This is a genomic window from Nocardia sp. NPDC127579 (genome assembly GCF_042672005.1).
GTDB lineage: Bacteria > Actinomycetota > Actinomycetes > Mycobacteriales > Mycobacteriaceae > Nocardia.
This window is the reverse complement of record NZ_JBHXVZ010000002.1, coordinates 932,435-958,109: the sequence shown is the minus strand read 5'-3', so window position 1 is coordinate 958,109 and position 25,675 is coordinate 932,435. Positions and strand designations below refer to the sequence as shown.

Genomic DNA, 25,675 nt, shown 5'->3' with positions numbered 1-25,675 from the left:
AGGAGGTGAGCCCCGGCGACCCCGTCAGGACGCGCCGCAGGCGGACAAGACCAGTTCGCGGACGCGGGCGGCGTCGGCTTGGCCACGGGTGGCCTTCATGACGTCGCCGACGATCTTGCCTGCGGCCTGCACCTTGCCGGAGCGGATCTTGTCGGCGATATCGGGGCTGGCGGCCAGGGCCTTCTCCACCTCCGCCTGGAGGGCGGAATCGTCGGAGACCATGCCCAGGCCCCTGGCCTCGACGATCTGCGCCGGATCGCCCTCACCGGCGAGCACGAAGTCGACGACCTGCTTGGCCACCTTGCTGTTGATGGTCTTGGCCTCGACCAGCTTGCTGACCTCGGCCACCTGGGCGGGCGTGATCGGCAGATCGGCCAGCGCGGTCTCGCGTTCCTTGGCGGTCGCGGCCAGCGCGTTGCCCCACCAGGCGCGGGCGGCGTCGACCGAGGCACCCGCGTCGACCGTGGCGATGATCAGATCGAGCGCGCCCACATTGACCAGGTCGCGGAACACCTCGTCGGACAGGCCCCACTCGGCCTGCAACCGGGCCCGGCGCAACCACGGGTACTCGGGGATGGTGCCGCGCAGCCGCTCGACCCACTCCGCGTCCGGCGCAACGGGTTCCAGATCCGGCTCGGGGAAGTAGCGGTAGTCCTCCGCGGTCTCCTTGCGGCGACCGGGTGAGGTGGAGCCGTCCGCCTCGTGGAAGTGGCGGGTCTCCTGGATGATCTCGCCACCGTCGGCGAGCACCGCGGCCTGGCGGCGCATCTCGTAGCGGACCGCGACCTCCACCGACTTCAGCGAGTTCACGTTCTTGGTCTCGGTGCGGGTACCGAATTCCGCGGCGCCGACCGGCATCAGCGACACATTGGCATCGCAGCGCAGCGAGCCCTGCTCCATCTTCACGTCCGAGACCTCGAGCGAACGCAGCACCTCGCGCAGCGCGGTCACGTAGGCGCGGGCCACCTCGGGCGCGCGCTCACCGGCGCCGGTGATCGGCTTGGTGACGATCTCGATCAGCGGCACGCCGGCGCGGTTGTAGTCGAGCAGGGAGTGGCTGGCGCCGTGGATGCGACCGGTGGCGCCGCCGACGTGCAGCGACTTGCCGGTGTCCTCCTCCATGTGGGCGCGTTCGATGTCGACCCGGAAGACGCTGCCGTCGTCGAGCACCACATCGAGGTAGCCCTCGGTCGCGATCGGCTCGTCGTACTGGCTGATCTGGTAGTTCTTCGGCTGGTCCGGGTAGAAGTAGTTCTTGCGGGCGAAGCGGCCCCACGGGGTGATGGCGCAGTTCAGCGCGAGACCGATCCGGATGGCGGATTCGACGGCGCTCTCGTTCACCACCGGCAGCGAGCCGGGCAGGCCCAGGCAGACCGGGCACACCTGGGTGTTCGGCTCGGCGCCGAATTCGGTGGGGCATCCGCAGAACATCTTGGTCGCGGTGGACAGCTCGACGTGGACCTCCATGCCCAGCACCGGCTCATAGCGGGTAAGTACGTCGGCGTAATCCATCAACTCGACGGTGGCGGCACTCATGGCGACCATCCTATGTAAAGCGACGGACGACGGTACGCGCGGCTACTTCGGCGGGAAGCGCTCGGTGAGCCAGGACGTGATGTCGGTGAGTACCGCCGGGTCGAGGGTGGTTTCGATGGTGCCGTATTCGGTGAGCAGGCCGGTCGGCGCGGGCTGCATCAGATGGTTCAGGCCGGGATAGGTGCGCACGGTTGCGTCGGTGTCGGCGAGGCGGTCCCGCATCGGCTGTTCGCTCTGGCTCGGCGGGACCTGGAGATCGTTCCCACCGAAGAACGCGAAGACCGGAATGCGTAACGCGGACAGGGCGGGTGCCGGGTCGTAACTCAGGAACGCGGCCATATACCTGGTGTTGACCGCATCGATGGTCTCCTCCGACATCCGCTGTTCGGCAGGCAGGGTTTCGTTGTGCCGCCGGCTGGCTTCCTTCGCACCGGCCAGGTCACCGCGAACCAGCAGCGCCGACCATTCGGTAATGAACCGCACCTGGGCATCGACCGCTTCCTGGGGCGCGCCGCCCGCGCTGTACAGCAGCCGGTTCTGTTCGATCAGCACCGCACGCCCCGGGACCGACGGCCCCGCCATCGAGATGACGAACGCGACGCCGCTGTCGGGTTTCGCGGCGACCAGGGGCGCTAGATAACCACCCTCGCTGTGGCCGAGCAGGCCGACGCGCGCCGGGTCGATATCCGGTCGGCCACGCAGGAAGCCGACCCCGGCGGCCGCGTCGGCGGTGAGATCGCTGTAGTCGGTGTCGTCGAGGTCGCCGCCGGTGCCGCCGACGCCGCGGTCATCGGTGCGCAGCACCGCGTAGCCCGCGCGCGTCAGGGTGTCGGCCAGCAGTAGGAAGGGCTTGTGCCCGGCGATCTTCTCGTCGCGATCCTGCGCGCCACTGCCGCTGATCAGCAGGACCGCCGGAAACGGCCCGGCGCCTTCAGGTTTGGTCAGTGTGCCCGCGATGGTGAGTTCACCATTGCGGTAGCCGACCTCCTCGACCCGATAGGGGAACGGCGGTTTCGGCTCCTGTGGTCGTTGTGGCGGCGGAATTTCGCCGCGCTGCAACGACAGTGGGAAGGTCTGCCCGGACTGGCTGAAGTCACCGGTGATCTTGTCGGTGCTGGAGTCGTAGCGCCCCTTGAACTTCGGGTCGCCCGGAATATCCGGAATGGTCCACTCGATCCCGTCCCGGCTGGACTTCACGTCCTTCAACGCCTGCCGCGCCGTCCCCTGGCTCGGAATATCGATGGTGGCCGTGCCGTCACCGGCGAAGGTCACCCCGATCTGCAGCGGCTGTTCCGGAATCTCGATCGCCCCATGCCATTTCCCGGTCGTCGGATCGGGCGGATTCGACTCGTCGCCGCATCCCGCGAGGAACACGCCGAGTACCAAGAGCACCACCGTGACCACTCGCCCGCTGCGCATGGCCCCCACAGTACCGACGGGGACCGACAACCTCAGCCGCCGAAGGCTACCGTCCCGTGGCAGCGGGATTCGGGGACGTGCTCAGATTGCTCGGCGGCCTCGGCCTACGCGACCATACCGCCTCGGCGGCCGCCTCAGCGTGGGATCGTAGGTAACCGATCGAGTGCACTGCCCGGGTCAGCGCCGGCGTGGCAGTCGACTCTGAAGGTCGTCGAAGATCACGGCGAGCCGGACCGGCTCGGTGAGAACCAGTGCGTCCCTATGTGTTTTCCACGACGTGTAACGCCGTCCCGACCAGTCGATCCGATGCTCCTCGATCTCGGTGATCAGCTCCCAGTTCTTGTCGAAACGCACGACCAAGTACATCGGAATACCCTCCCGGGCGTACAGCTCCCGTTTGAGGCCGATATCGGTATCCACTGTGTCTTCGGACGTCACTTCCACGACGAGCAAGGTCTCACTGGCCACCGTTTGCGCGTCATACGGCCCATTGCTGCAATCGCGCAGAAGCAAGTCCGGGTAGCGGAATCGCGCCCGCCGCTTGACGTCCGCGGTGTCTGCATCGGTCAGGCGCATCGGAGTATCGCCATGCATCTCACGACACGGCCCGTCCGGATCGATCGCCATTTCCAGGGCATATTCGAGCCTGCGGATCACATTGTGGTGCACTGACGACTGCGCTTGGGCGGTGATCAGCACGCCATCGTGAATCTCGCCGAACTGGTCCGGACTACCCGCGAAGAACTCCTCCACGGTGACCAGCCGTTCCGGTTCATCCTGCGGTGGCGGCATGTGGCCCACACTACCGGCCGTTGGCCCCATCGAATGCGCACTCATCGAGCTGATTCGCATGTCCATACCGAAAGGCTATAGCCACTTACACCGGCTCACTCCCGCTTCCGCTGAACTCAGCCGAAGAACGCTTCGGCCTCGCGGTAGCGGGATTCGGGAACGCGCTTGAGCTGCTTGGTGGCTTCGGCGAGCGGGACCAGATCGATATCGGTGCCGCGCAACGCGACCATCTGACCGAAATGCCCGGCGTGCACGGCTTCGGCGGCGTGCAGGCCGAACCGGGTGGCGAGGACGCGGTCGTAGGGGGTGGGGCTGCCGCCGCGCTGGATATGGCCGAGGACGGTGGTGCGCACCTCCTTGCCGATGCGGCGTTCGATCTCGGCGCCGAGTTGCTGGGCGACGCCGGTGAACCGTTCGTGGCCGAATTCGTCGATCCCGCCCTGGCGCAGCGTGAAACCGGAATCCGGTGCGGGCGCGGCACCTTCGGCGACCACACAGATGAAATGCTTGTCGCCGCGCTGGAACCGGCGCTTGATCAGCGCGCAGACCTCGTCGACCTGGAACGGGATCTCCGGCACCAGGGTCAGGTGCGCGCCCGCGGCCATGCCGGCGTGTACCGCGATCCAGCCCGCGTGCCGGCCCATCACCTCGACCAGCATGACCCGCTGGTGCGATTCGGCGGTGGTGTGCAGGCGATCGATGGCGTCGGTGGCGATGCTCAACGCGGTGTCGTGGCCGAAAGTTACGTCGGTGCAATCGATGTCGTTGTCGATGGTCTTGGGCACGCCGACCACCGGGACGCCCTCCTCCGACAGCCAGCTGGCCGCGGTGAGCGTGCCCTCGCCGCCGATCGGGATGAGCGCTTCGATGCCGTTGTCGTCCAGCGTCTGCTTGATCCGGCCCAGACCCGCGCGCAGCACATCGGGATTGGTGCGGGCGGTGCCGAGCATGGTGCCGCCCTTGGTGAGCAGCCGATCGGTGCGGTCATCGTTGGCGATGACGAATTTGCGATCTTCCAATAGCCCGCGCCAGCCGTCTTGAAAGCCGACGATCGCATCACCGTAGCGGCCGTTCGCGGTACGAACGACCGCGCGGATGACCGCGTTCAGTCCTGGGCAGTCCCCGCCTCCGGTCAAGACTCCGATGCGCATGGCCGCCATCATGCCAGCGCCGGGCTCAAGCCGCGCACTTACCTCCGGACAGTTCATCCAGATGTTGCGCCAGCAGCGCCGACACCTTGTCCAGGGCGTTCATGCCGTCGTTGAAGGTGCCCGAATCCGGTTGCGCGGCAAGCGCTACCGCGATCTGACCGCCCTGGGTATCGATCAGTCCGAACTGCCGCACCAGATAGGCGCCGGAGGCGTCGGGCCCCCAGCCACCCTTGAATTCGGCGCCGGTGAACGTGCCGAGCCCCCACCGGTGACTCGAAATGATCTGCCCCATCATGCTCAGCACGCTCGAGGCCTGCGGCAGACACGGCAGCTGGGCCGCGAACCGGACCTGCTCGGCCAGTGACCATTCCGCCTGCCCGAACGAGGAATGCTCGGCACGGGTGCGGGTGGCGGGTACGGCGGTCTTGGTGTCGCCGCCTTCGCGTAGCACCGCCTCCACCGCCTTGGCCGCCTCCTGCGCACCACCGAGGGCCTGCCACAGCGTGTCGGCGGCGGCATTGTCGGACTGGGTGATCGCCGTGGTGCCGGTATAGAGGTTGGCCGAACTGCGGCGCATGGCCGCGAGCGTCAACGGCACTTTCATGGTCGACCAGGCGGGACCGCTGGACCAATCTCCGAAGGCGACCATCTGCGTGCCGCCGACCGGCATGACAGCCAAACCCAGATGGCCGCCCCAACTCGATTGCAGCTGTTGGAAGCTGTGCGCGAGCGTGCCGGGCACCGTCATCGAGAGGTTCTGCTGCTCGGTGCGCGCGGCGGCCTGGGTGATGGTGGTGGGCTCGGCCGCGGAACCGCCGCCGCTGTCCTGGGCGCAGGAGGTGAGCATGAGCAGCGCGAACACACTGCCGCCCAGCGCTTTCCGCAGACGACTACCGGACATGGTTCTTGTCTCCCAGCCAGATGCCGATGGCATGGTCAACAAGCATGGTCACCTCCATTACCCGCCCGATACTGCCGGGCGGCCCGGGATCGGCGTCAGCCTAACCCGAGAACAACTCTTCGATATACCCACCGAACCTACTAGATCAAACCTCTCCTGCCGTGTCGGTCTCGAACGAAAACCTGGATCAGTAGACGTAGACGACGGCGTTGTCGCCGCCGCTGCACGTCACCACCTGGCCCTGGGCGGAACAATTCATCGTGTAGCTGCGGCCGGTGACCGGGCTGGTGGCGACCACCGAGCTCGGAGCGCGCGACCCGGACGCGGATTCGGCGTAGGCCTTGCGCACCGCCTCGGCGAACTGGCAGCTGGTCACCTCGCTGCCGGTGGCGGCGCGGCCGTAATTGCCCGACGATGCGGTCGAGGTGGAACACGGCGACGCGCCGTCCGGGAGCTTCACCGCGGTGCCGGAGGTCGTGGTCGAGGACTTCGAACTCGTTTGCGGCACCGGTGTTCCCGGCGCCGCGGCCGGGGGCGTGGCCGTCGCCGCGACCGTCTCGGAGCTCGCGGCGGTCGACGGCTGCGAGCTACCCGCGCCGAACATCTGCCACCCGACCGCACCCGCGACCGCGACCAGCACGACGCTGGCCAGCCCGACCAGGATCGGCACCACGACCGATCCGCGCGGCGCGGGCCGATCGTCGGGTTCGTAGCCGTAGTCGTCGGATCCGACGTAGCCGCCGCCCCGGGAGGAGTAGCGGTCGTCCTCGTAGTCGGGGCCGTGCTGGTAATTCGAATACGCTTCGGCCGCTGGGCGATACGGCTGCGGGCTGTCGTAGTCGGGATCGGTGTACTCCGCGTCGGAATACGCCTGCGCGGGCGAATACTGCCGTGTCTCAGGATCGTTCGGCTCCACCGGATAGCCGCGCGCCGCCGGCAACGGCTCCAAGCGCGACGGCGGCCCCGCCGCGTAGCCCGATTCCGAATACGCCTGCGGCCCGCCCTGATCCCAGCGCTGCGGATCGGGCTTGGCCACCGGGGTGGGCGGGATCGGGCCTCGGGGCGTCTGCTCGGGGTATGCGTGCGGTTCGGAATGAAAGGCCGAGTCCGGATCGGACTGCGGCTCCGGATAATTCCGGGCGGACGGCTCCGGGCGGCCATCGCCGTGCTGACCGGGGTGCGCGGCGGCGAAACCACGCGGCGCGGTCTCGGGCCGCGCCTCCTGGAACGCCCACGACTCTGGATTGCCTCGCGGTTCCGGGCGCGGTGCTGTAGCACCGAAATCCGGCTCCGGCTCGGGCAGGCGTTCCGGTCGCGCCTGGTGCTCTTTCCTCGGGTAGTCCGCAGGATCCGACGGCGGACTCGAGTAATTCACCGGATCCGACGGCGGGATTTCGTATCCCCGCGGACGGCCGCCGAATTCCGGTTCGGGCAGGCGTTCGGGACGGACCTGCGGGTAGTTGTCGGCGGTCGGCTCCGGGTCGGCGTACCGCTGCGGACTCGCGTAGTCCTCCGGCGGGGTGTAGGGGGTCGGCTCGGAACCGTAGGGCGCGACGTATTTCTCCGTCACCGGCGCTTCCGCGGCGGGAACGGCGGTGAACTGCCCGCTCGGGAACTGCTCGTCGGCACCGTAGAGGTGGGCGTCCGGGAACGGGCGAATCGGCAGTGCGCCGGTGGCCGAGGGCGCTGGCTCTGGTTCCGGCAATGCGGTGAACTGGAAGTCGACCAGGCTGACCTCGGTGGCGGCAGGCGGCTGGATGACCGAGAACTCGCCGGTCGCCTCCGGCGGCACCACCACATTGCGGGTCGCCTCGGTCTGCCCGAAGCGGGACGGGTCCGGCGCGTGCACCACGAATTTGGGGGCGGGCGCGGGCACCGGCACGATGGCGCGCGCGGCCTGGGCGAACGCGGCGGCGGTCGGATACCGGTCGGCCGGGTCCTTGGCCATGGCGCGCGCGATCACGTCGTCGAGGGCGGGCGGCACGCCGGGCCTGGCCACGCTGGCGCGCGGCGGGGTCTCGGTCAGATGCGAGCGGACCAGCACGCTCATGCTGGCCTGCGGGAACGGCGTTGCGCCGGTGAGGCATTCGTGCAGCACACAGGCCAGCGAGTAGATGTCGGCGCGCCCGGTGACCTGCCCGGCGTCGAAACGCTCCGGCGCCATGTACACATACGAGCCGACCGCCATACCCACCTGGGTGACGGCGGAGTCGCCCTCGGTGTGCGCGATGCCGAAATCGGCCAGGTAGGCGAAATCCGCCTCGGTGACCAGGATGTTGGCGGGTTTCACGTCGCGGTGCACCAGCCCGTCGGCGTGCGCGGCGTCCAGCGCCGCCGCGATCTGCTCGACGAGGCCGATCGCGCGGGCGGGATCCATCGGCCCCTGCGCGCGCAGCAGGGAGCGCAGGTCGGTGCCGGGCACCAGGCGCATGTCGATGAACAGGACGCCGTCGATCACGCCCCAGTCGTGGATCGGGATGATGTGCGGTTCGGCCAGCCGGGCCGCCGCCTGCGATTCGCGCCGGAACCGCACCTGGTACACCGGGTCCTTGGCCAGTTCCTCGGGTAGCAGTTTGACCGCGACCACGCGGTCCTTGACGGTGTCGTAGGCCTCGTAGACCTCGCCCATGCCGCCTTTACCCAGCAGCGCGCGCAGCTCGTACGGCCCGAATCGACTGCCGACCCTCCAACCAGGTCCGTCCACGCCGTACAACCTCCATCCCGGACCCCGGCCCGGCACTGCGACGGTGGCCGGGCGCGGTGCCACCTCAAAGAGCCGATTCTCCTGGGGTGACCACCCCGTGGTCAAACGCAAAGACGATCGCGGCGGCTCGGTCCCGCAGGTCGAGCTTGCCGAATATGTGTCCGACATGGCTTTTCACGGTGACTTCGGAGATGCCCAGTTCCCGGGCGATTTCCCCGTTCACCCGCCCGCGGCCGATGAGTTCGAGTACCTCGTACTCCCGCGCGGTGAGTTCCGCGAGGCGGCTGCGCGATTTCGCCACCACCGGTCGCACGGTGCGGTAGGCCGAGAGGACGCGCCCGGTGACGGAGGGATCGAGCCAGGCCCCGCCGGTCGCCACCGTGCGGACCGCGCGGATCAGATCCTCGGCGGGCGAGTCCTTGAGAATGAATCCGGCCGCGCCCGCGCGTAGCGCCCCGGAGAGCAGTTGGTCGTCGTCGAAGGTGGTGAGCACGAGCACCGGCGGCGCGCCGGCACGGGCGCGCAGCAACCGGGTGGCATCGATGCCGCCGACCCGTTTCATTCGCAGATCCATCAGCACCACATCGGGCTGCTCGGCGGCGACGGCCGCGACCACCTCGTCACCGTCGGCGCATTCGCTGACCACGAATCCGTCGCGACGGCGCAGGATCCGGCGCAGGCCACCGCGGACCAGCTCCTGATCGTCGACCACCAGCACGGCGATGGTGTCCTCCTGGGTGACACCGCCGGTCACGCTCACTCGTCCTCCCGCCGTTCGGTTCTCGACTTGCCGACCCCGGTCAGCGCGCACCCGCGCTCCGCCGCCAGCGGGAACTCGGCGCGCACCATCCAGCCGTCGTCGTAGGGCCCGGTGACCAGTATTCCGCCGAGCAACTCGGCACGCTGCCGCATGCCTGACAACCCCATCCCACTCCCTCGTGTCGTCGGCATGCCCGCGGGCAGCGTATTGCCGATGGTGAGAATCGCCGTGGCGGAATCGACTTCGAGTCGCACCCGAGCGGTCGAGTCGGGTGCGTGCTTGCAGACGTTCGCCAGCGATTCCTGCCCGATCCGGTAGAGCGCCAGGCCGACGGCCGCCGACACCGCCCCCAGATCCCCGCTGCCGGTGTAGCGCACGTCGAGCCCCGCGCCCACGAAATCGGCGATGAGGCCGTCGATATCGGCGATCCCGGGTTCCGGCGCGGGTTTCGACGGCGATCGGTCCAGTAGTCCGATGGTGCGCCGGATATCGGCCATCGCCTGCCGGCCCAGCCGTTCCGCGTCCTCCAGCGCCTCGATCGCGTCCTCGACATCCCGATCGGTCTGTAGCGCGTGCCGGGCGCCGGTCAGGTGCAGCAGCGTGATGCTCAGCGAATGCGCGATCACATCGTGCACTTCGCGGGCGATCCGGCGGCGTTCCTCGTCGGCCGCCCGTGCCGCTCGGATCTCCTGGCTCTCGCGCTCCTGATGCAGGAATTTCCGCTGGTAGCGCAGCATGACACCGACCATCCAGCCGAGGGCGAGCCCGGCGGTGTACATCTGCAAACCCTCGAGCCGGGTGTTCGGGCCGCTCCAACCCACCCGGTCCAGCGCATCGAAGATCATCAGTTCGCCCAGCGCCACCAGCGCGTAGACCACGCTCCAGCGCTTCGGCACGAGCGCGGCCACCTCGCCGACCGTCAGGATCAATACGAAAGGCGCGAAATCCGATTGGACCGGCTGCATGAGAAAGATGGCGGTGACCACGACACCGCAGCTCGCCATGGCCAGCGGTGGCGGCGTGATAGCCAGGACACAGAACACCGGCATGGAGCAGAGCAGCGCCAGCACCGCGAGCAACGGCAGCGCGTTCGGGAAGTAATTGTGCCGTTGAATGGTGGAGACAATGCCGATAACGGCCATCGCCAACCAGGATCCGGTGATCAGTGCGGGCGGATAGTCGAACGGCAACCCCGCGAGGTAGCCGCGGAACTGTGCACGCGGATTCCGCCAGAATTCCAGCCAGCGCTTGCGGATGCTCCCGATGTCCCAGGTCGGATTCGCCGAGCGGGCGCTCCCCGGCGACGGGATGGCATGGGTCACATCCATCTCGCCAGGTTACCGGCCCGGCAACCGCCGAGACATCCTGCTCGGAGCGGTCGCTGTCTCCTACCCCGGTAGGAATCCGATTCGGTACTGTGGCACGTCGATAGGAGCGTGCCCGTCTCCGTAGCGTCGATTACATCGAAATACGGAAGGCCAAGCCAATGTCCTGGGAAGACCAGCACGCGCGAACCGACATCGTGCACACCGTGCTCACCCGCGCGGCCCTCGACCCGGCCGATCCCGATCTGTTCGCGGGGCTACCGGATCTGGACCGATTGTTCGGCGGACCGGCGGGAGTGCTGCAAGCGCTGTACTACCGCTGGAAAATCCACCTCGAGGTGAAGCTGGAGCTGGCCATGAGCCGCGGCCAGTCCGCCGTCGAGGCCTATCTCGAGCTCGCCGCCGAACAGCCGGTACTACGGGCCCTGCTCGATGCACACGGTCAGCGCTACGGCGCCGCAGCCATGGCACGCTGACACACGAATTCACGAGGGAACACGAGGGAAATCGATGCCGGACCCGGCCATGTTGGAATTGACCGAGATCATCAAGGAATACCAGGTGGGCGGGCAGTCCGTCCGCGCGCTGGACGGGGTGAACCTGCGGATCGAACCAGGCGAATTCACCTCGATCATCGGGCCTTCCGGGTCCGGCAAGAGCACGATGCTGCACCTGCTCGGCGCGCTGGACAGCCCGACCTCGGGCTCGATCCGCTTCCGCGGCGAGGAGATCGGGTCGCTCGACGACGAGCGCCAGTCCGAATTCCGCAGGCACCGGGTCGGTTTCATCTTCCAGTTCTTCAACCTGCTGCCGACGCTGTCCGCGTGGGAGAACGTCGCCATCCCGAAACTGCTGGACGGCACCGGTTTACGCCGGGCCAAGCCGCGAGCCCTGGAACTGCTGGACCGGGTCGGTCTGAGCGAACGGGCCGAGCATCGGCCCTCGGAGCTGTCCGGCGGTCAGATGCAGCGGGTCGCGGTGGCGCGGGCGCTGATCATGGATCCGCCGCTGATCCTGGCCGACGAGCCCACCGGCAACCTGGACTCCAAGACCGGTGCGTCGATCCTGCGTCTGCTGGGCGAGATCGCCGCGGACGGCAATTCGGTCGTCATGGTCACCCACGACATGGGCGCGGTCGAGTACTGCGATCGGGTGATCACGCTGCGCGACGGCAAGATCGGGTCCGACGACGCCGTCACCCGCAAGAGCCATGACGACGCGGTGCGCGCGTGATGGCCGGACTCTGGGATCGGTTGCGGCTGTTCAATATCGGTGAACTGCTCGCGCATCGCGGGCGCACCGTCATGTCGCTGGCGGTGATGAGCGTCTCGGCGGCGCTGCTGGTGGCCGTGCTCAGCATCTCCGGGTCGGTCACCGGATCGGTGGACAAGCTGACCCGCGCGCTCGGCGGCGCGGCCGAACTCGAGATCAGCGGAATCACCGATGCCGGGTTCGATCAGTCGCTGCTGCCCCGTATTTCGGCGACACCGGGCGTGCAGACGGCGGTGCCGATGCTGCGCGCCCAGGTCGGCGCGGGCGCGGACCGCTTGATGCTGATCGGCGCCGATCAGACGATCGGGGCGCTCGGCAATCAGCTCACCGGGCCGATGTCCAGCCAGGGACTGAAGCTCCTCTCGGTGCCCAACGGTGTCCTGGTGGGCGCCGCGCTCGGCCGCGACGAAGGCGAGACCTTCCGGCTCGGCAACGAAACCGTCACGGTCGCAGGCGTGCTCGATCACGAGTCGTCCAAGCAGCTCAACGGCGGGCATATCGTCGCCACCCAGATGTCGGTGGCGCAGAAGATCACCGGCCGGCCCGGCCGGCTCGATTCGGTGCAGATCATTCCGCAACCCGGCACCGATATCGCCACGCTGCGTGACGCTTTGACCAAGACCGTCGGCGGACGCGCGGTGGTCGCCGACCCGAGCCTGCGCACCGCCCAGGCCGGCGGGGCTATCCAGATCCTGCGCTATTCCACTCTGATGTCCGCGTTCTCGGCGCTGGTCGTTTCCGCGTTCCTGATCTACAACGCGATGAGTATGGCAGTGGCGCAACGCCGTCCGATGCTGTCGCTGCTGCGCGCGATCGGCGGTCGGCGCGGGCCGATGGTGCGCGACCTGCTCGCCGAGGCCGCGCTGCTCGGCGTGGTCGGCGGTGCGATCGGCACGGGGATCGGAATCCTGATGGGACGCGTCAGTATCGATCGTCTCCCCGTCGGGATCGTGCAGTCGGTGGAGGCTCGGACCGAATACCTGGTGCCCGGCTATGTGATTCCGCTGGCGGTGGCCGCGTGCGTGCTGGCCAGCGTGGTCGCCGCCGCGATCGCCGCGCGCCAGGTGTACAAGGTGGAGCCGATCGAGGCGCTGGTGCCGGTGGGCGCGGGGCAGACCGACGGGTCGAACCGGGCGATGCGGATCGGCTCCGTGGTCGTGGGTCTGGGTCTCGTCGTCGGCGCGATCGCCATCGCGCGGGCCGACGTGGGGCGGGTGTCGATGGCGGCGATCTCGATGTCGTTCACCGCCGCCGTGGTGCTCTGCTACGCGGCCACCGGACCGATCGTCCGCGCCGCCGCCGCGATCGCCCGCTGGTTCGGGCCGTCCGGCGCACTCGGCGCCACCACGCTGGAACGCGCACCGCGCCGCGTCTGGGCCACCGCGATGACCGTGCTGATCGGCGTGGCCGCCGTGGTCGCGATGGGCGGCGCGTCCAGCAATATGGTCGATTCCGCGGGCGGATCGTTCGCCGAACTCGGGCGCATCGACCTCAATGTCAGTGCGACCACCGCCGAGCAGTTCCCGACCGGTCCGCTGCTGCCCGCCGACATCAAGGACAAGGTCGCGGCGGTGCCCGGCGTCGCGAGCGTGAGTCCCGCCCAGATGGCCTTCGCCACGCTGGGCAGCGGGCGGGTGATGCTGCAAGGGTTCGAGACCGGCTCGGGCGACATTCGGGTCGCCGCCGTGGACCGCGCGGTGCTGCCGCGCATGGCGCGCGGCGAGGGTGTGATCATCTCGCGGGATGTCGCCCGCTCGCTCGGTGTCACGGCGGGCTCGCACGTGACCCTGCCGACCCCCACCGGCGACCACAGGGTCGAAGTGCTACAGGTCATTCCGTACTTCAGCTTGGTCGCGGGTGTGGTCATCATGGATGTCGAGCAGTTGCGCACCTGGTACGAGCGCCCGGGTGAGACCATCCTGGCCGTCGATGTCGCCGAGGGCGCCGACGTCGCGACCGTCCAGGCCGCGGTGCGGGCGGCGCTGCCGGCCGACCTCCAGGTCGCGACCGGTCAAGAGCAGGTCGACGCCATCTCCGGAAGTCTGGAGCAGGGTACGGCCATGAGCGCGGCGATCCTGTGGATCGTGGTCCTCGTCGCCACCGTCGCATTGCTCAACACCCTGATGCTGTCGGTCCTGGAACGTCGCCGTGAACTCGGCGTGCTGCGTGCCATGGGCACCAACCGCCGCTTCCTGCTCCGCTCGGTGCTGGCCGAGGCCGCGGGCATCGGCTGTACCGGCGCCGCACTGGGACTCGCCGTCGGAGCCGGCATCCAGTACCTGGCCGTACTCGCGATCGGGCACGCGATGACCATCGACATCGTGTACGACCCGAACATCCTGATCCTGGTGTACGGCATCGCGGCACTGGGCCTGGCGCTGCTCGGCTCCATCCCGCCCGCGCTGCGGGCCGCGCGCCTGCCCATCGTCCAGGCGCTGGCCGTCGACTAGCCGATCGGGCCGTAGGAGGCGACCACCAGCAGCAGGACCACCGCTGCCAGGACCACGACCAGGATCGTGACCAGGCAGCCGAGGGGGCCCGAAGTGCGCCGCGCAGGGGGCGGCGCACCGTAGGGCTGGATCGGGGCGGGCAGCGCCGGCGGCCCGCCCTGAAAGCTCGGGTAGCCGCCCGGAAACTGCACCGGCAGCGGACCGGTCACGGTCGGCGGCACCAGCTGGACCGGCGCGGTCAGCGCCGCGCGCGCGGCGGCGGCGAATTCGGCGCACGAACCGAAACGCTGATCGGGCAGCTTGGCCATGGCCCGGGCCAGCACCTGGTCCAGGGCCGGATTCACGCCCGGACGGCGCACGCACACCGGCACCGGCGCCATCTGGAGGTGCCCTCGGATGATGTCGTTGGGATTGTCGGCGTCGAACGGGCCGATCCCGGTGAGCAGCCAATACAGCGCGCAGCCAAGGGAATACTGGTCCGAGCGGTGATCCAGGGGGCGCCCGGTCATCTGCTCGGGCGAGGCGTAGGCGAGTGTGGCGGTGAACATCCCCGCCTGGGTCAGATGCGTGGAATCCTCACGCAGCCGCGCGATCCCGAAATCGGCGAGAAACACCCGTTCGCCGTGCCCGCCGCCCGCCTTGGCCAGAATGATGTTGGCCGGCTTCACATCCCGATGCAGCACGCCCATGCCGTGCGCGTAATCCAGTGCGCCCGCGACACCTTCGACGATCTGCACGGCCCGCTCCGGTGGCAGCGTCATCGGATGCACCGACGCCGCGTCCATGCCGTCGACGTACTGCAAGGCGATCCACAGCTGCTCGTCCTCGGAACCGCGGTCGTACACCGCCACGATGTTCGGATGGTCCAGATGTGCTGCCAGATCGGCCTCGCGTTCGAATCGGGCGCGAACCTCGGCGTCGGTGAACAGCTCCCGGTTCAGCAGCTTCAGCGCGGTCTGCCGGGGCAGGCGCGGATGCCTGGCCAGGTACACCGAACCCATGCCACCTTGTCCGAGCAGGCGTTCCACGGTGTATCCGGCGAACACGTCACCGCTGTTCAGCAACGCGACCCCCTTCCGATCAAGACAGAGAGTCAGCCTACAAGGCCGCTCGCCGACACCTGATTTCGAATTCCCGCCGAATATCAGGGAAACTGGAGAGTAGGACGCCGCTTCCCCACACCGGGGGTCGGCGGCCCCGCCGTCCGGTGGCAACCCGGCGGCGTGCGGAGTAGGTTGCATCACCAGGTTTGTTGCTCATGCCGTGGTGGTGGGGAGGACGCGGTAGTGAAGTCTGCTCGATCGATGAGCCGGGTGGCGTTGCGTGGAGTCGCCGTCGCCGTCACGGTTTTCGCAGTCGCGTCCTGCGGTCTGCTCCCGGAGCACCGAATGCAGGCGGCGCCGCAGAAGGTCGTGCTGCCCACCGACGGCATGTGGCGCTCGGCCTGGTCGGCCGCTCGCTCGGAGTCGCTGGCAGCCGAATTCGCCCAGCTGCAACCGGATCTCGGCGGCCGGGTCGGCTTGGCCATCATGCCGGTCGGCGGCGGCAAGATGACCGTGCTCGGCGAATGGCGCACCGGCATCGCCTGGTCCACCATCAAGGTGCCGCTGGCCATCGCCGCGCTGCGCCACGACCCCGAAGGCGTGCTCGGTGACGTCGAAGCCGCCATCACCTGGTCGGACAACGGCGCGGCCGATGCGCTGTGGGCCTCCCTCGGCGCCGGCGAGGAAGCGGCCAGAGCCGTTCAGCAGGTGCTCGACGAGGCCGACGACAGCAGCGATCTCGCCGCTTCGCACACCCAGCTGGAACAGTCGGCCTTCGGCGCCACCGAGTGGACGCTCACCGATCAGGTCCGCTTCGCCTCCAAACTGCCCTGCCTGGATCAGACCAGCACCGTCACCAAGCTCATGGGCGAGATCACCCCCGAACAGGGTTGGGGGCTGGGCAAACTCGACGACGTGGAGTTCAAGGGCGGCTGGGGCCCCGACGACGAGACCGGCATCTACACCGTTCGCCAATTCGGGCTGGTGCCCACCAAATCCGGCCGGGTCGCCATCGCGGTTGCGGCGCAGGCCGATTCGGGCACCTACGACGACGCCACCGCCCTGCTGGACACCCTCGCCGAACTCCTCGACCGCCATCTGAGCGAGCTACGCGGCGGGAAATGCCCCCGCTAGCCCTCAGCCGGGCGTGACCAGACCGGACTCGTAGGCCAGCACCACCGCCTGCGCCCGATCCCGCAGATCCAGCTTCGAGAACACCTTGGACACATGGGTTTTCACGGTCTGCTCGGCGACGAACAGCGCCTCGGCGATCTCGGTGTTGGACATGCCCTTCGCGATCAACTCCAGCACTTCGCGTTCCCGTGGCGTCAAAGCGCCCAGGGCGGGATCGGGTTTCGCACGCGTATGGTTGCGCCGTCTGGTCACATCGGCGATCAAGCGGCGGGTCACGGTCGGGGCCAGCAGCGCCTGACCGTCGGCGACCACCCGCACCGCGCGCACCAATTCCTCGGCGGGCGCATCCTTGAGCAGGAACCCGCTCGCCCCCAGGCTCAACGCCTCGTAGACGTAGTCGTCGATGTCGAAAGTGGTGAGCATCAGCACCCGCACCGGCGGATCGAATCCGGCGGCCAGGATAGCGCGGGCGGCGTCGAGCCCGTTCATCTCCGGCATCCGCACATCCATCAGCACCACGTCCGGGCGCAGCCGTTTCGCCTCAGCCACCGCGGCCTTCCCGTCCGGCGCGTCCCCGATCACGCTGATATCGGGTTGCGCGGCGAGCAGTGCGCCGAAACCCTGGCGCACCATCGCCTGGTCGTCGGCGATCAAAACCGTAATAGCCACCCGCTCACCTTAACCGCGTGCGCGGGCCTCGCGGCGGGCCGGATCGTCCGGTGGCGCACCACGGGTCGGCGCGCCCAGAGCCCCGGCCTCGAATCAACTCACCGGCGGCGCGCCGAGCGCGAGGTCGGGCGCGCCGAGCCCAGCGGCGCTCAGCGGCAGCCGGGCCCGCACTTCGAAGCCACCGTCCGGGCGGGTGCTCGCGACCACCTCGCCGCCCGCGGCCAACGCCCGCGCCTGCATGCCCGCGATGCCGTGACCGCCATTGCTGGACGGGCGGGCAGGTGTGGCGCCCGGGCCGTTCTCGATCCGCAGGCCGATCTCGGCAGCACAGATCAGCTCCACCCGGACCGGTGCGCCCGGCGCGTGCCGAGACGCGTTGGACAGCGACTCCTGCGCGATCCGATACAGCGCCAGTCCCGTGGTCTCGGGCACCGCGTCGAGCTCACCCAGCACCGACCAGTCGATATCGACACCGGCCCGGCGCGCACCCTCGAACAGGCCGAGCAGATCCGCCGCCTTGGGCTGCGGCGCGGTTTCGGGCAGCTGACCGTCACTGCGCAGTACGCCCAGCATGCCGCGGATCTCGTTCAACGCCTCCCGCGCGGTCGAGCCGATCGACTCGAATTCGGCGCGGGCCGCCGGTGTGACGCCGTCCACCCGGTACGGCGCGGTCTGCGCCTGCACCACCACCAGCGACATGTGGTGGGCCACCACATCGTGCAGATCACGGGCGATGCGCGCCTTCTCCTCGAGGATGGCGCGGCGCGCCCGCTCCAGCTCGTTCGCCTCCTCCTGCTGCACCAGTTGCGCGCGCGAGGCCACCAGCCAGCGCACCAGCAGCGCCACCAGCACCACCGCCGCCAGCCCGATCGGCCAACCCCAGGCCGCGCCGGAATCCGCGCCCGGCATGGTCGTGGCGAACAGCAGCGCGGTACCGGCCCAGGCCACGGCGGCCAACTGAATCGGCGCCCGCAGGCCCACCGCGAACAACAGGATCAGCAGCGACAGGATGTGGATCACCTGGAACGGCAGATCGTTGTCCGGCTGATGCGGGATGGCCAGCGCGATCAACAGCGCCGAGCCGGCCGAGATCGCCCAGCCCAGCGCCGGATTCACCCGCGCGAACAGCACCGGGAACGCGGCCAGCGCGGCCACGCCCGGCTGCGCCGCGGCCGGCACCACATGGGTGATGTGCAAGGTCGGCCAGGCCACGGTGAAGAAGATCAGCGCCACCACGGCCGTGCCGATATCGACCATCAGGCGCGGGGTCATCCAGGCGCGAGTCTTCTGCTTCATACCTACGACCCTAGGAACTCGCGCGCCGAATCGCGTCATACCCCCGAGTGAACCGGCACCCCGTACCCGAGGGGGAGATCGCCGCCGGGCTCCCCCACCGGCACGGCACCCGAAACCGCACTTCGGCGTGAGGTGGGCGGGCACCGCCGATTCCTAGCGTCAACGATCATGAGCTTCTCGACGACCGCCCGGCAGCCCTGCGCCACCACCGCGGCCGCCCCCAACCCCCGCGCCGCCCGCCCGAATGACGACGTGCTGCCCCGGGCAACCTCGGTCGACTCGGAACCAGGCAATCAGGTCACGACCGACGACACCGCTCACGCCGTGCACAGCTCGACCGCGGCGCGGCGCGAAGCAGATCTGGCCGGACCGCATTCCAAGACGATCCGACGCGACGTGGATTCTGCTGAACCACGCCCCATCGCGGCACTACTCGACGCGCAAGATGCGGAGCCGCATCCGATGGCGGTGTCGTGCGGCGCGGATCGTGCCGAGTGGAGTTCCCAGGCGGCCCGGCTCGACGCGAACAGCGCCGGGCGGCGTTCCATGACGGCCCGATGCGGTGCGGTGGTCGCGGTCGCGGCGACCATGATGGCAACGACGGCTATGTTCGCGCCCACTACTCTCGCGGCTAGTCCTGCTCGAAACGAAAGTGCTTCGGCAGCAACGGCAGTGGTTGACCTGACCGCCCGCGGGGCCGGGTCGGCGGATCGGCTGCCCGCGGATTTCGAGGCCGTCGTCGGCTATGCGCCGGGCATCGAACGCGGTCTGCTGGTCAACCCGAGCGGTAGCTGCTCCTCGCCCGTTCCGCTGCCTGAGGAGTTCGAACTCGCCTGCAAGGCACACGATCTCGGCTACGACCTGCTCCGCTACGCCGACCGTACCGGTGCACCGCTCGGCCCCTGGGCCCGTCAAGCGATCGACACCACCCTGGACCGCCACATGCAGGAAGCCTGCACCACCCGCAGCACCCCGATCGGCCGCGCACAGTGCTTCGCCATGGCCGATATCGCCGACGTGTTCGTCGACTTGAACTCCCGTCGCCAGGACTACGGCGCACCCATCGCCGAGTCCGGCTTCAACAGCTGGCATTTCGGCATTGCCACCCTGGTCGCCCTGGCCCTCACCGCCCTCGCCACGCTCCCCAGCAGCCGCCACCGGCGCACATCGGCCACCGGCCATCAGAGCGCCGGACACTGCCCCGCACCAGCCGCCGCGCGCAACAGCCGCCGCAGCGCTGGACACCACTGCACCCCGGCCCCGGCCGGCCCCATCGCCCTGGCCGGAGCACCCGCATGACCACCCAGTGCCCCACCGCACGGCGCGTTGTCGCCATGAGGCAACCGGCCGATCGAAGCACTGCCACCAGTCGGTGCGTTCCTACTGGCCCGTGTACCCCCGCCCACGGACGCGCCCCCGTCAACCTGGCGACCATCGACCAGCAAGGGAACGCTGTTCAGGGGATTTCATACACGCCGTCGTCGGCGCTGAAATTGCGGCCGATCAGCGGCCGGAGGCGGAATTCGGACGGGCGAACGTCCGCACATGGATCGGCGGCCACCGGATTCGTGTGGGGCTCCGAACAGGTGGCGAAATCAGCACTGGAACACAGCTATTCGCAGGAGGTTTCCCGATGACGACCACGCTCGAACGGCCGCAGGCCAGTGACGGTGCGGCGGAGCGGACTCCAGCGGCCGAGCCCGGGCCTGACATGTCGCCCCGGACGGCGCTGGCGCGTTCACCCCGAATCGGCACCACGGTGGCGGTCGGTGGCGCGACGCTGCTTTCGCTGATGCCCGGGCTCCTCCCGAGAACAGCTGGGGCACAGGGTATTTTGACCGCCCTGCTGGTAGCCGTCGCGCTGGCGACGGCAGGTACGGGACGGCTCATTCTGCGCCGCATGGGCGGTGACGTCAATCGGCGGTTCCCGGGGCTACGCGGGCCCCTGTCGGTGATCACCGCCCTGTTGGTTGCCGGAGCGGCCATCTACGCGGGGCACTGGCAGAACACGCTGCGCGTTGCGATGGGGACACCTCTGATCGGGCCGGACTACTGGGCGCGATCGGCAGCGGTCGCGGCGGTGCTGATAGCCGGGTGTGTCGGAATCGCGCGCGGAATACGCTGGGCAGTACGGCGATTGGGGTTGGCGCGCAGTGTCGCGCTGACCGTGGTGGGTGCGATCGCGGGGTCTCTGGTGCTGGTGCCCGGGTTCGTGGAATGGCGACAGAGCATCTACGCGGCCGCCAACGACACCGTGGATCCGACTCTGGTGCAGCCGGTTTCGCTGACCCGGTCGGGTAGTGCGGAGTCGGCGGTGAGCTGGAGTTCCCTGGGGGCCGAGGGACGGAAGTTCGTCTCCGGCCCCGCGGCGGGCCCCGTGCGTGTGTATGTCGGGGTGGAGTCCGCGCCGGATCTGGATTCCAGGGTGGCGCTGGCGATTCGGGAACTGGAGCGCTCGGGCGGGTTCACCCGTTCCAATATCGTGGTCGCCGTGCCGACGGGTTCGGGCTGGATCGATGCCAACGCGATGCGGGGCTTCGCGCAGCGATTCGGCGGCGACGCCGCCGTGGTCGGCCTGCAATATTCCTACGCTCCGAGCTGGGTGACCTTCGTCTTCGGCCGCGACGAGGCGGCCCGCGCCGCCCGCGCGCTGTTCGAGGCGGTCGAGCGGCGCAGCGCCGAACTCGGCGGCGCGCACCGGCTGTTCGTGTACGGCCAGAGCCTCGGCGCCTACGGAGGCAGCGCTGTTTTCACCGATGCCGCCGATCAGGACCGGCGCACCTGTGCGGCACTGTGGGCCGGGCCGCCCGCGGGGCAGGCGCACCACCAGGGCGCGACGGTGCTGGCGAACAGTTCCGATCCGGTCGTGCACTGGTCCGTGTCGCTGCTGTGGCGGGCGCCGGACCTGTCCGGCGCCCGCACCGACGCCCCGGTCCCGCGCTGGCTCCCGATCGCGAGTTTCGTGCAGACCACCGCCGATCTGCTGGCCGCGCTGGACGCACCGCCGGGCCACGGTCACCGCTACGGCACCGACCAGGGCACGGCGCTGGGCACCTGCTGACCGTTGGACGCACCCGCACAGGGCACGGCGCCCGGCCATCTGCCGACCGTTGACGCACCCTGAAACGTGTTCTAGTTTTTTCGCATGGGATTCACCGTCGACGCCGCCGTCTATATCGATGCACCCGCAGAAACGGTGTGGCAAGTGCTCACCGACTTCGCCGCCTACCCAGACTGGAATCCCTTCTGCCTGGAGGCGAAGACCAGCCTCATCCCCGGCGAGCCCATCGACATGCTGGTCCAACTCGGCCCCAAACGCCTGCGCCAGCGCGAATTCATCCGCACCCACACCCCCCACCGCACCTTCAGCTACACCATGAAACCCGCCCCCCTCAACACCCTGCACAGCCTCCGCTCCCACACCATCACGGCCGTAAACGCCGACCGCACCCGCTACGAATCCCACTTCGAACTGAACGGCTGGCTCCACCCCGCCGTCGCCACCCTCCTCGGCAAACACCTACGCCACGGCTTCGACACCATGACCGCCGCCGTCCAACATCGTGCCGAAACGCTGAGTGGGACCTGACGGTGGTGACCTCTCGACGTTTGCCGCCGTCAGGTCCCACTTTCAGGCGCGCAGGTAGGTGAGGGCGGCGTCGAGCACCGCGTCGGCGTAGGTGTCGTCGAGTCCGCCGAGGCCCAGGGTCCAGCGGGATTGGATGGGGCCGAGGAGTAGGTCGAGGGCCAGTTCTGGATTGAGGTCGGTGCGCAGTTCGCCGGATTCGATGCCCGCCGTGAGCCGTTCGGTGATCGCCGCGCGTTGCGGCAGCAGCAGCCGCTCGCGATAGAGCGCGCCGAGGGCGCGGTCCTGCTGGATCTCGATATAGATCGCGCGCAGGAAGGACTCGAATCCGGGATCGGTGAGCGCGGCGACCGATCCGCGCACCAGCTCGAGCAGATCGGCCCGGATGTCGCCGGTGTTCGGTAGCACCAATCCGTCCGGCCCGGAATCGAGTTCGAGCATGGCGTCGAAGACCACCGCCCCCTTGGACGGCCACCACCGGTAGATCGTCTGTTTGCCGACGCCCGCGCGGGACGCGATCGCCTCGATGCTCAGCTTGCCGTAGGGCAGTTCGCGAATCAGTTCGGTGGCGGCGTTCAGGATGGCGGCGCGGGCGCGTTCGCTGCGCCGGGCCGCGCTGGGTGTTTCGGACACGGCTCCGAGCATACCGACAGCGAGACGAAACGTCTCGTCTTGACAAGAAGCACTCCGCCTGGCAGTCTCGTTCACGTTCCAACGAGACGGATCGTCTCGCGACGAGAGGATCATCAATGACCCGCACCTGGTTCATCACCGGCGCCAACCGCGGCCTCGGCCGCGCCTTCACCACCGCCGCCCTCGCCCAGGGCGATCGGGTCGTCGCGACCGTCCGCAATCCCGCGACCATGGCCGACCTCCAGCACGACCTGCTCACGGTACTGACGCTGGACGTGCGCGACCGCGAGCGCGTAATCGACACGGTGAACACCGCTTTCGCCACGACCGGTCGCATCGACGTGATCGTGAACAACGCGGGCTACGGCCTCGTCGGCGCCGTCGAGGAGCTCACCGAGGCGCAGATCCGCGACCAGATGGACACCAACTTCTACGGCGCCCTGTGGGTTTCGCAGGCAGCCGTACCGCACCTGCGGGCCCAGGGCTCCGGCCACATCGTGCAGATCTCGACGGTCGGCGCGGTCGGCAGCCTGCCGCTGTTCAGCATGTACAACGCCAGCAAGTGGGCGCTGGAAGGCTTCAGCGCCTCACTCGCGGATGAGCTGCGCCCCTTCGGGATTCACCTCACCCTGGCCCAGATGGGCGGGTTCGACACCGACTGGGCGAAGTCCAGCATGAAGTTCGGCACCGAACTGCCCGCCTACACCGAGCAGCGACGCGCCCTCTTCGGCATGCCGGACTACTGGGGACCCCTGTTCGAATCGGCGGACGGTGAAACACCTCCCGTGGAGTCCACCGAGCCCGGCCCGGAGGTCGCCGCCGCGGAGATCCTCGCCCTGGTCGCCATGCCGAATCCGCCGGTCCGCAAGGTCATCGGCCCCGGTGCCCAGCAGATGGTCACCATGGCCCTGGACGCCCGCCGCCAGGACTACGCGACGGATCCCGAATTCACCTGGCCCGCATAGCGAAACGGGGGCGGAACCGCGATCGGTTCCGCCCCCGTTTCCGGGCTGCTCAGCTGATCGGACCGCGAGCCGCTTCATAGGCCGCGCCGACCCGGTAGAGACGATCGTCGGCCAGGGCGGGCGCCATGATCTGGAAGCCGACCGGCATGCCGTCGTCCTTGCTCAGCCCCGACGGCACCGACATCGCCGGGTGCCCGGCGAGATTGGTGGGCAGGGTGCACAGGTCCGACAGGTACATGGCCAGCGGATCGTCGACCTTCTCGCCCAGCTTCCACGGGGTGAACGGGCTGGTCGGCGAGACCAACACATCGACCTGCTCGTAGGCCTGATCGAAATCGCGCGTGATCAGCGTGCGCACCTTCAGCGCCTGCCCGTAGTACTCGTCGTAGTACCCGGCCGACAGCGCGTACGTGCCGATCATGATGCGGCGCTTGACCTCCGGGCCGAAACCGGCCGCCCGGGTCGCGGCCATGACCTGCTCGGCGCTGTGCTTACCGTCGTCGTCGACGCGCAAGCCGTAGCGCATAGCGTCGAAGCGCGCCAGGTTCGACGACACCTCCGAAGGCATGACCAGGTAGTAGGCCGACAGCGCGTACTCGAAGTTCGGGCACGACACCTCGACGACCTCCGCGCCGAGTTCCTTCAGCACCGTCACGGCGGCGTCGAAGGATTCGATGACGCCCGGCTGGTAGCTGTCGGAGTGCAGTTCCCGCACCACACCGACCTTCACACCGCGCAGATCACCGTGGGCGCCCGCGCGCGCGGCAGCGACCACCGGCGGCACTGGCACGTTCCGGGAGGTGGAATCACGCGGATCGTGCCCGGCGATCACCTCGTGCAGCAGCGCGGTGTCGAGCACGGTGCGACCGCACGGGCCGCCCTGATCCAGCGAGGACGCGCAAGCGACCAGGCCGAACCGGGACACTGTGCCGTAGGTGGGCTTGGTGCCGACGGTCGCGGTGACCGCGGCCGGCTGACGGATCGACCCGCCGGTGTCGGTGCCGATGGCCAGCGGCGCCTGGTGCGCGGCCAGCGCCGCCGCCGAACCACCGCCGGAACCGCCCGGGATGCGGGTGGTGTCCCATGGGTTGCGGGTGGGGCCGTAGGCCGAGTTCTCGGTGGAGGAGCCCATGGCGAACTCGTCCATATTGGTCTTGCCGAGGATCGGGATGCCCGCGGCGCGCAGCCGCGTGGTGACCGTCGCGTCGTACGGCGACACCCAGTCCTCGAGGATCTTCGAGGCACAGGTGGTGGGCATGTCGGTGGTGGTGAACACGTCCTTGAGCGCGAGCGGGACGCCGGCCAGCGCGGACGCGGGCGCCTTTCCGGCGGCCAGGTCGGCGTCCACGCGTTCGGCGGCCTCGAGCGCCCGATCGCCCGCGATATGCAGGAAGGCGTGGATCTCGCCGTCGGACTCCGCGATTCGATCCAGGTGCGCCTGGGTCACCTCGACCGAGGTGACCTCGCGGGCGTGGATCTGCTCGGCGAGCTCGGCCGCGCTCCGAGTCGTCAAGTCGCTCGCCCGACCGCCACCCCCCACGGAATCGCTGCGCGATGCTGTGCTCATTCGCCCTCCCCCAGGATCTGCGGAACCATGAACCGCTGCTCCTCGACCGCGGGCGCGCCCGACAGCGCCTCCTCCGGCGTCAGGCTCGGCCGGACCACATCGGGCCGGGTCACATTGGTGGCCGGATTCGGCGACGAGGTGGGCGGGACGTCGGCGGCGGCGACCTCGTTGATGGTCCGTACGTGGCTCAGGATCGAATCCAGCTGACCGGCGAACTGATCCAGTTCGGCATCGGACAGCGCGAGCCGGGACAGCCGGGCGAGGTGAGCTACCTCGTCGCGGGAGATGGCGGGCACCGCAGGACCCCTTTCGGCATGTGAGCATGATGAATCGGCCAGGCCGTACTTGCAGGTGTGAGCCTACCGACCCGCCCGCACCGCCCGCCCACCGCCGCCCGCGCCGGTCCGACACACCCGCGCCGCCTAATATGACACGCCGTCGTGCCGCCAAAACGCCGCGTGGCGTTGGTCAC

Annotated in this window: 22 protein-coding genes; 8 read left to right on the top strand and 14 right to left on the bottom strand. The window is 69.0% G+C overall.

Translation table 11 applies throughout. The annotated features are described in order from the left end of the window. Positions 1 to 24 precede the first annotated feature (24 nt). The 8 genes from gatB to ACFVMC_RS12105 all read right to left on the bottom strand — a co-directional run bounded on the left by gatB (position 25) and on the right by ACFVMC_RS12105 (position 10,591). On the bottom strand, positions 25 to 1,536 hold the full coding sequence (gatB, locus tag ACFVMC_RS12140; protein WP_379209390.1) for an Asp-tRNA(Asn)/Glu-tRNA(Gln) amidotransferase subunit GatB: 1,512 nt from the start codon (positions 1,534 to 1,536) through the stop codon (positions 25 to 27). A gap of 42 nt (positions 1,537 to 1,578) precedes the next feature. Further along, complete coding sequence (locus tag ACFVMC_RS12135; RefSeq protein WP_379209389.1) at positions 1,579 to 2,955, bottom strand: alpha/beta hydrolase family protein; 1,377 nt, start codon at positions 2,953 to 2,955, stop codon at positions 1,579 to 1,581. Between the two features lie 177 nt (positions 2,956 to 3,132). Then, positions 3,133 to 3,813, bottom strand: a complete 681-nt coding sequence (locus tag ACFVMC_RS12130; RefSeq protein ID WP_379209387.1) for a Uma2 family endonuclease — start codon at positions 3,811 to 3,813, stop codon at positions 3,133 to 3,135. A 50-nt stretch (positions 3,814 to 3,863) separates the two neighbouring features. Further along, on the bottom strand, positions 3,864 to 4,898 hold the full coding sequence (locus ACFVMC_RS12125; RefSeq protein WP_379209385.1) for an ATP-dependent 6-phosphofructokinase: 1,035 nt from the start codon (positions 4,896 to 4,898) through the stop codon (positions 3,864 to 3,866). 25 nt (positions 4,899 to 4,923) lie between these two features. Next, positions 4,924 to 5,799 carry a hypothetical protein gene (locus ACFVMC_RS12120; protein ID WP_379209383.1) on the bottom strand — a complete coding sequence of 292 codons (876 nt, stop codon included), beginning with the start codon at positions 5,797 to 5,799 and terminating at the stop codon, positions 4,924 to 4,926. A gap of 187 nt (positions 5,800 to 5,986) precedes the next feature. Beyond that, positions 5,987 to 8,503: a protein kinase gene (locus ACFVMC_RS12115; protein WP_379209381.1), complete on the bottom strand. Its 2,517-nt coding sequence runs from the start codon at positions 8,501 to 8,503 to the stop codon at positions 5,987 to 5,989. Positions 8,504 to 8,567: 64 nt separating this feature from the next. Next, the gene (locus ACFVMC_RS12110) at positions 8,568 to 9,221 is read right to left on the bottom strand and encodes a response regulator (RefSeq protein WP_379209547.1); all 654 of its coding nucleotides are present in this window, start codon (positions 9,219 to 9,221) and stop codon (positions 8,568 to 8,570) included. Positions 9,222 to 9,259: 38 nt separating this feature from the next. Continuing rightward, entirely contained in the window at positions 9,260 to 10,591 is a 1,332-nt protein-coding gene (locus tag ACFVMC_RS12105) for a sensor histidine kinase (RefSeq protein WP_379209379.1), read from the bottom strand. 158 nt (positions 10,592 to 10,749) lie between these two features. Between ACFVMC_RS12105 and ACFVMC_RS12100 the strand changes: the two genes are divergently transcribed. The 3 genes from ACFVMC_RS12100 to ACFVMC_RS12090 are packed head-to-tail and all read left to right on the top strand — an operon-like array spanning position 10,750 to position 14,310. After that, entirely contained in the window at positions 10,750 to 11,064 is a 315-nt protein-coding gene (locus ACFVMC_RS12100; RefSeq protein ID WP_379209377.1) for a hypothetical protein, read from the top strand. A gap of 34 nt (positions 11,065 to 11,098) precedes the next feature. Next, complete coding sequence (locus tag ACFVMC_RS12095) at positions 11,099 to 11,821, top strand: ABC transporter ATP-binding protein (protein WP_379209375.1); 723 nt, start codon at positions 11,099 to 11,101, stop codon at positions 11,819 to 11,821. After that, a complete protein-coding gene (locus tag ACFVMC_RS12090) occupies positions 11,821 to 14,310 on the top strand; it encodes an FtsX-like permease family protein (protein ID WP_379209373.1) in 2,490 nt (829 codons plus the stop codon). The genes ACFVMC_RS12095 and ACFVMC_RS12090 overlap by 1 nt, the downstream gene beginning before the upstream one ends. Here the strand turns inward: ACFVMC_RS12090 and ACFVMC_RS12085 are convergent. Further along, on the bottom strand, positions 14,307 to 15,374 hold the full coding sequence (locus ACFVMC_RS12085) for a serine/threonine-protein kinase (protein ID WP_379209371.1): 1,068 nt from the start codon (positions 15,372 to 15,374) through the stop codon (positions 14,307 to 14,309). The two genes, ACFVMC_RS12090 and ACFVMC_RS12085, sit on opposite strands and share 4 nt — an antisense overlap. 222 nt (positions 15,375 to 15,596) lie before the next feature. On the opposite strand from ACFVMC_RS12085, the gene ACFVMC_RS12080 reads away from it, so the two are divergent. Beyond that, positions 15,597 to 16,487 (top strand): hypothetical protein, encoded by an 891-nt coding sequence (locus ACFVMC_RS12080; RefSeq protein WP_379209369.1) that lies wholly within the window; start codon positions 15,597 to 15,599, stop codon positions 16,485 to 16,487. A 3-nt stretch (positions 16,488 to 16,490) separates the two neighbouring features. Here the strand turns inward: ACFVMC_RS12080 and ACFVMC_RS12075 are convergent, their stop codons facing one another. Together ACFVMC_RS12075 and ACFVMC_RS12070 are read right to left on the bottom strand one after the other, a co-directional pair. Then, positions 16,491 to 17,156, bottom strand: a complete 666-nt coding sequence (locus ACFVMC_RS12075) for a response regulator (protein ID WP_379209367.1) — start codon at positions 17,154 to 17,156, stop codon at positions 16,491 to 16,493. Positions 17,157 to 17,249: 93 nt separating this feature from the next. Continuing rightward, positions 17,250 to 18,452, bottom strand: coding sequence for a sensor histidine kinase (locus tag ACFVMC_RS12070; RefSeq protein ID WP_379209365.1), 1,203 nt, complete (start codon positions 18,450 to 18,452; stop codon positions 17,250 to 17,252). A gap of 168 nt (positions 18,453 to 18,620) precedes the next feature. On the opposite strand from ACFVMC_RS12070, the gene ACFVMC_RS12065 reads away from it, so the two are divergent. From ACFVMC_RS12065 to ACFVMC_RS12055, 3 genes are all read left to right on the top strand, one after another. Further along, positions 18,621 to 19,751, top strand: a complete 1,131-nt coding sequence (locus ACFVMC_RS12065; RefSeq protein ID WP_379209363.1) for a hypothetical protein — start codon at positions 18,621 to 18,623, stop codon at positions 19,749 to 19,751. A 334-nt stretch (positions 19,752 to 20,085) separates the two neighbouring features. Continuing rightward, positions 20,086 to 21,513: an alpha/beta-hydrolase family protein gene (locus tag ACFVMC_RS12060; RefSeq protein ID WP_379209361.1), complete on the top strand. Its 1,428-nt coding sequence runs from the start codon at positions 20,086 to 20,088 to the stop codon at positions 21,511 to 21,513. Positions 21,514 to 21,597: 84 nt separating this feature from the next. Beyond that, on the top strand, positions 21,598 to 22,041 hold the full coding sequence (locus tag ACFVMC_RS12055; protein ID WP_379209359.1) for an SRPBCC family protein: 444 nt from the start codon (positions 21,598 to 21,600) through the stop codon (positions 22,039 to 22,041). A 42-nt stretch (positions 22,042 to 22,083) separates the two neighbouring features. On the opposite strand, the gene ACFVMC_RS12050 is transcribed toward ACFVMC_RS12055, so the two are convergent. Further along, the gene (locus ACFVMC_RS12050) at positions 22,084 to 22,671 is read right to left on the bottom strand and encodes a TetR/AcrR family transcriptional regulator (protein ID WP_379209357.1); all 588 of its coding nucleotides are present in this window, start codon (positions 22,669 to 22,671) and stop codon (positions 22,084 to 22,086) included. 116 nt (positions 22,672 to 22,787) lie between these two features. Here ACFVMC_RS12050 and ACFVMC_RS12045 point away from each other — a divergent pair, with 116 nt between their 5' ends. Next, positions 22,788 to 23,636 carry an SDR family NAD(P)-dependent oxidoreductase gene (locus ACFVMC_RS12045; RefSeq protein WP_379209355.1) on the top strand — a complete coding sequence of 283 codons (849 nt, stop codon included), beginning with the start codon at positions 22,788 to 22,790 and terminating at the stop codon, positions 23,634 to 23,636. A 49-nt stretch (positions 23,637 to 23,685) separates the two neighbouring features. Here ACFVMC_RS12045 and gatA read toward each other — a convergent pair whose 3' ends face one another. Then, positions 23,686 to 25,203 (bottom strand): Asp-tRNA(Asn)/Glu-tRNA(Gln) amidotransferase subunit GatA, encoded by a 1,518-nt coding sequence (gene gatA / locus ACFVMC_RS12040; RefSeq protein ID WP_379209353.1) that lies wholly within the window; start codon positions 25,201 to 25,203, stop codon positions 23,686 to 23,688. Further along, positions 25,200 to 25,499, bottom strand: a complete 300-nt coding sequence (gene gatC / locus ACFVMC_RS12035; RefSeq protein WP_379209351.1) for an Asp-tRNA(Asn)/Glu-tRNA(Gln) amidotransferase subunit GatC — start codon at positions 25,497 to 25,499, stop codon at positions 25,200 to 25,202. The genes gatA and gatC overlap by 4 nt, the downstream gene beginning before the upstream one ends. Positions 25,500 to 25,675 lie beyond the last annotated feature (176 nt).

Bases quoted from the DNA above. Each gene is read 5' to 3' on its own strand.
- ACFVMC_RS12095 (WP_379209375.1), top strand. From the start codon at position 11,099: ATGCCGGACCCGGCCATGTTGGAATTGACCGAGATCATCAAGGAATAC.
- ACFVMC_RS12130 (WP_379209387.1), bottom strand. From the start codon at position 3,813: ATGGACATGCGAATCAGCTCGATGAGTGCGCATTCGATGGGGCCAACG.
- ACFVMC_RS12045 (WP_379209355.1), top strand. From the start codon at position 22,788: ATGACCCGCACCTGGTTCATCACCGGCGCCAACCGCGGCCTCGGCCGC.
- gatB (WP_379209390.1), bottom strand. From the start codon at position 1,536: ATGAGTGCCGCCACCGTCGAGTTGATGGATTACGCCGACGTACTTACC.
- ACFVMC_RS12105 (WP_379209379.1), bottom strand. From the start codon at position 10,591: ATGGATGTGACCCATGCCATCCCGTCGCCGGGGAGCGCCCGCTCGGCG.
- gatA (WP_379209353.1), bottom strand. From the start codon at position 25,203: ATGAGCACAGCATCGCGCAGCGATTCCGTGGGGGGTGGCGGTCGGGCG.
- ACFVMC_RS12065 (WP_379209363.1), top strand. From the start codon at position 18,621: ATGAGCTTCTCGACGACCGCCCGGCAGCCCTGCGCCACCACCGCGGCC.
- ACFVMC_RS12100 (WP_379209377.1), top strand. From the start codon at position 10,750: ATGTCCTGGGAAGACCAGCACGCGCGAACCGACATCGTGCACACCGTG.
- ACFVMC_RS12060 (WP_379209361.1), top strand. From the start codon at position 20,086: ATGACGACCACGCTCGAACGGCCGCAGGCCAGTGACGGTGCGGCGGAG.
- ACFVMC_RS12135 (WP_379209389.1), bottom strand. From the start codon at position 2,955: ATGCGCAGCGGGCGAGTGGTCACGGTGGTGCTCTTGGTACTCGGCGTG.
- ACFVMC_RS12055 (WP_379209359.1), top strand. From the start codon at position 21,598: ATGGGATTCACCGTCGACGCCGCCGTCTATATCGATGCACCCGCAGAA.
- ACFVMC_RS12090 (WP_379209373.1), top strand. From the start codon at position 11,821: ATGGCCGGACTCTGGGATCGGTTGCGGCTGTTCAATATCGGTGAACTG.
- ACFVMC_RS12070 (WP_379209365.1), bottom strand. From the start codon at position 18,452: ATGAAGCAGAAGACTCGCGCCTGGATGACCCCGCGCCTGATGGTCGAT.
- ACFVMC_RS12125 (WP_379209385.1), bottom strand. From the start codon at position 4,898: ATGCGCATCGGAGTCTTGACCGGAGGCGGGGACTGCCCAGGACTGAAC.
- ACFVMC_RS12120 (WP_379209383.1), bottom strand. From the start codon at position 5,799: ATGTCCGGTAGTCGTCTGCGGAAAGCGCTGGGCGGCAGTGTGTTCGCG.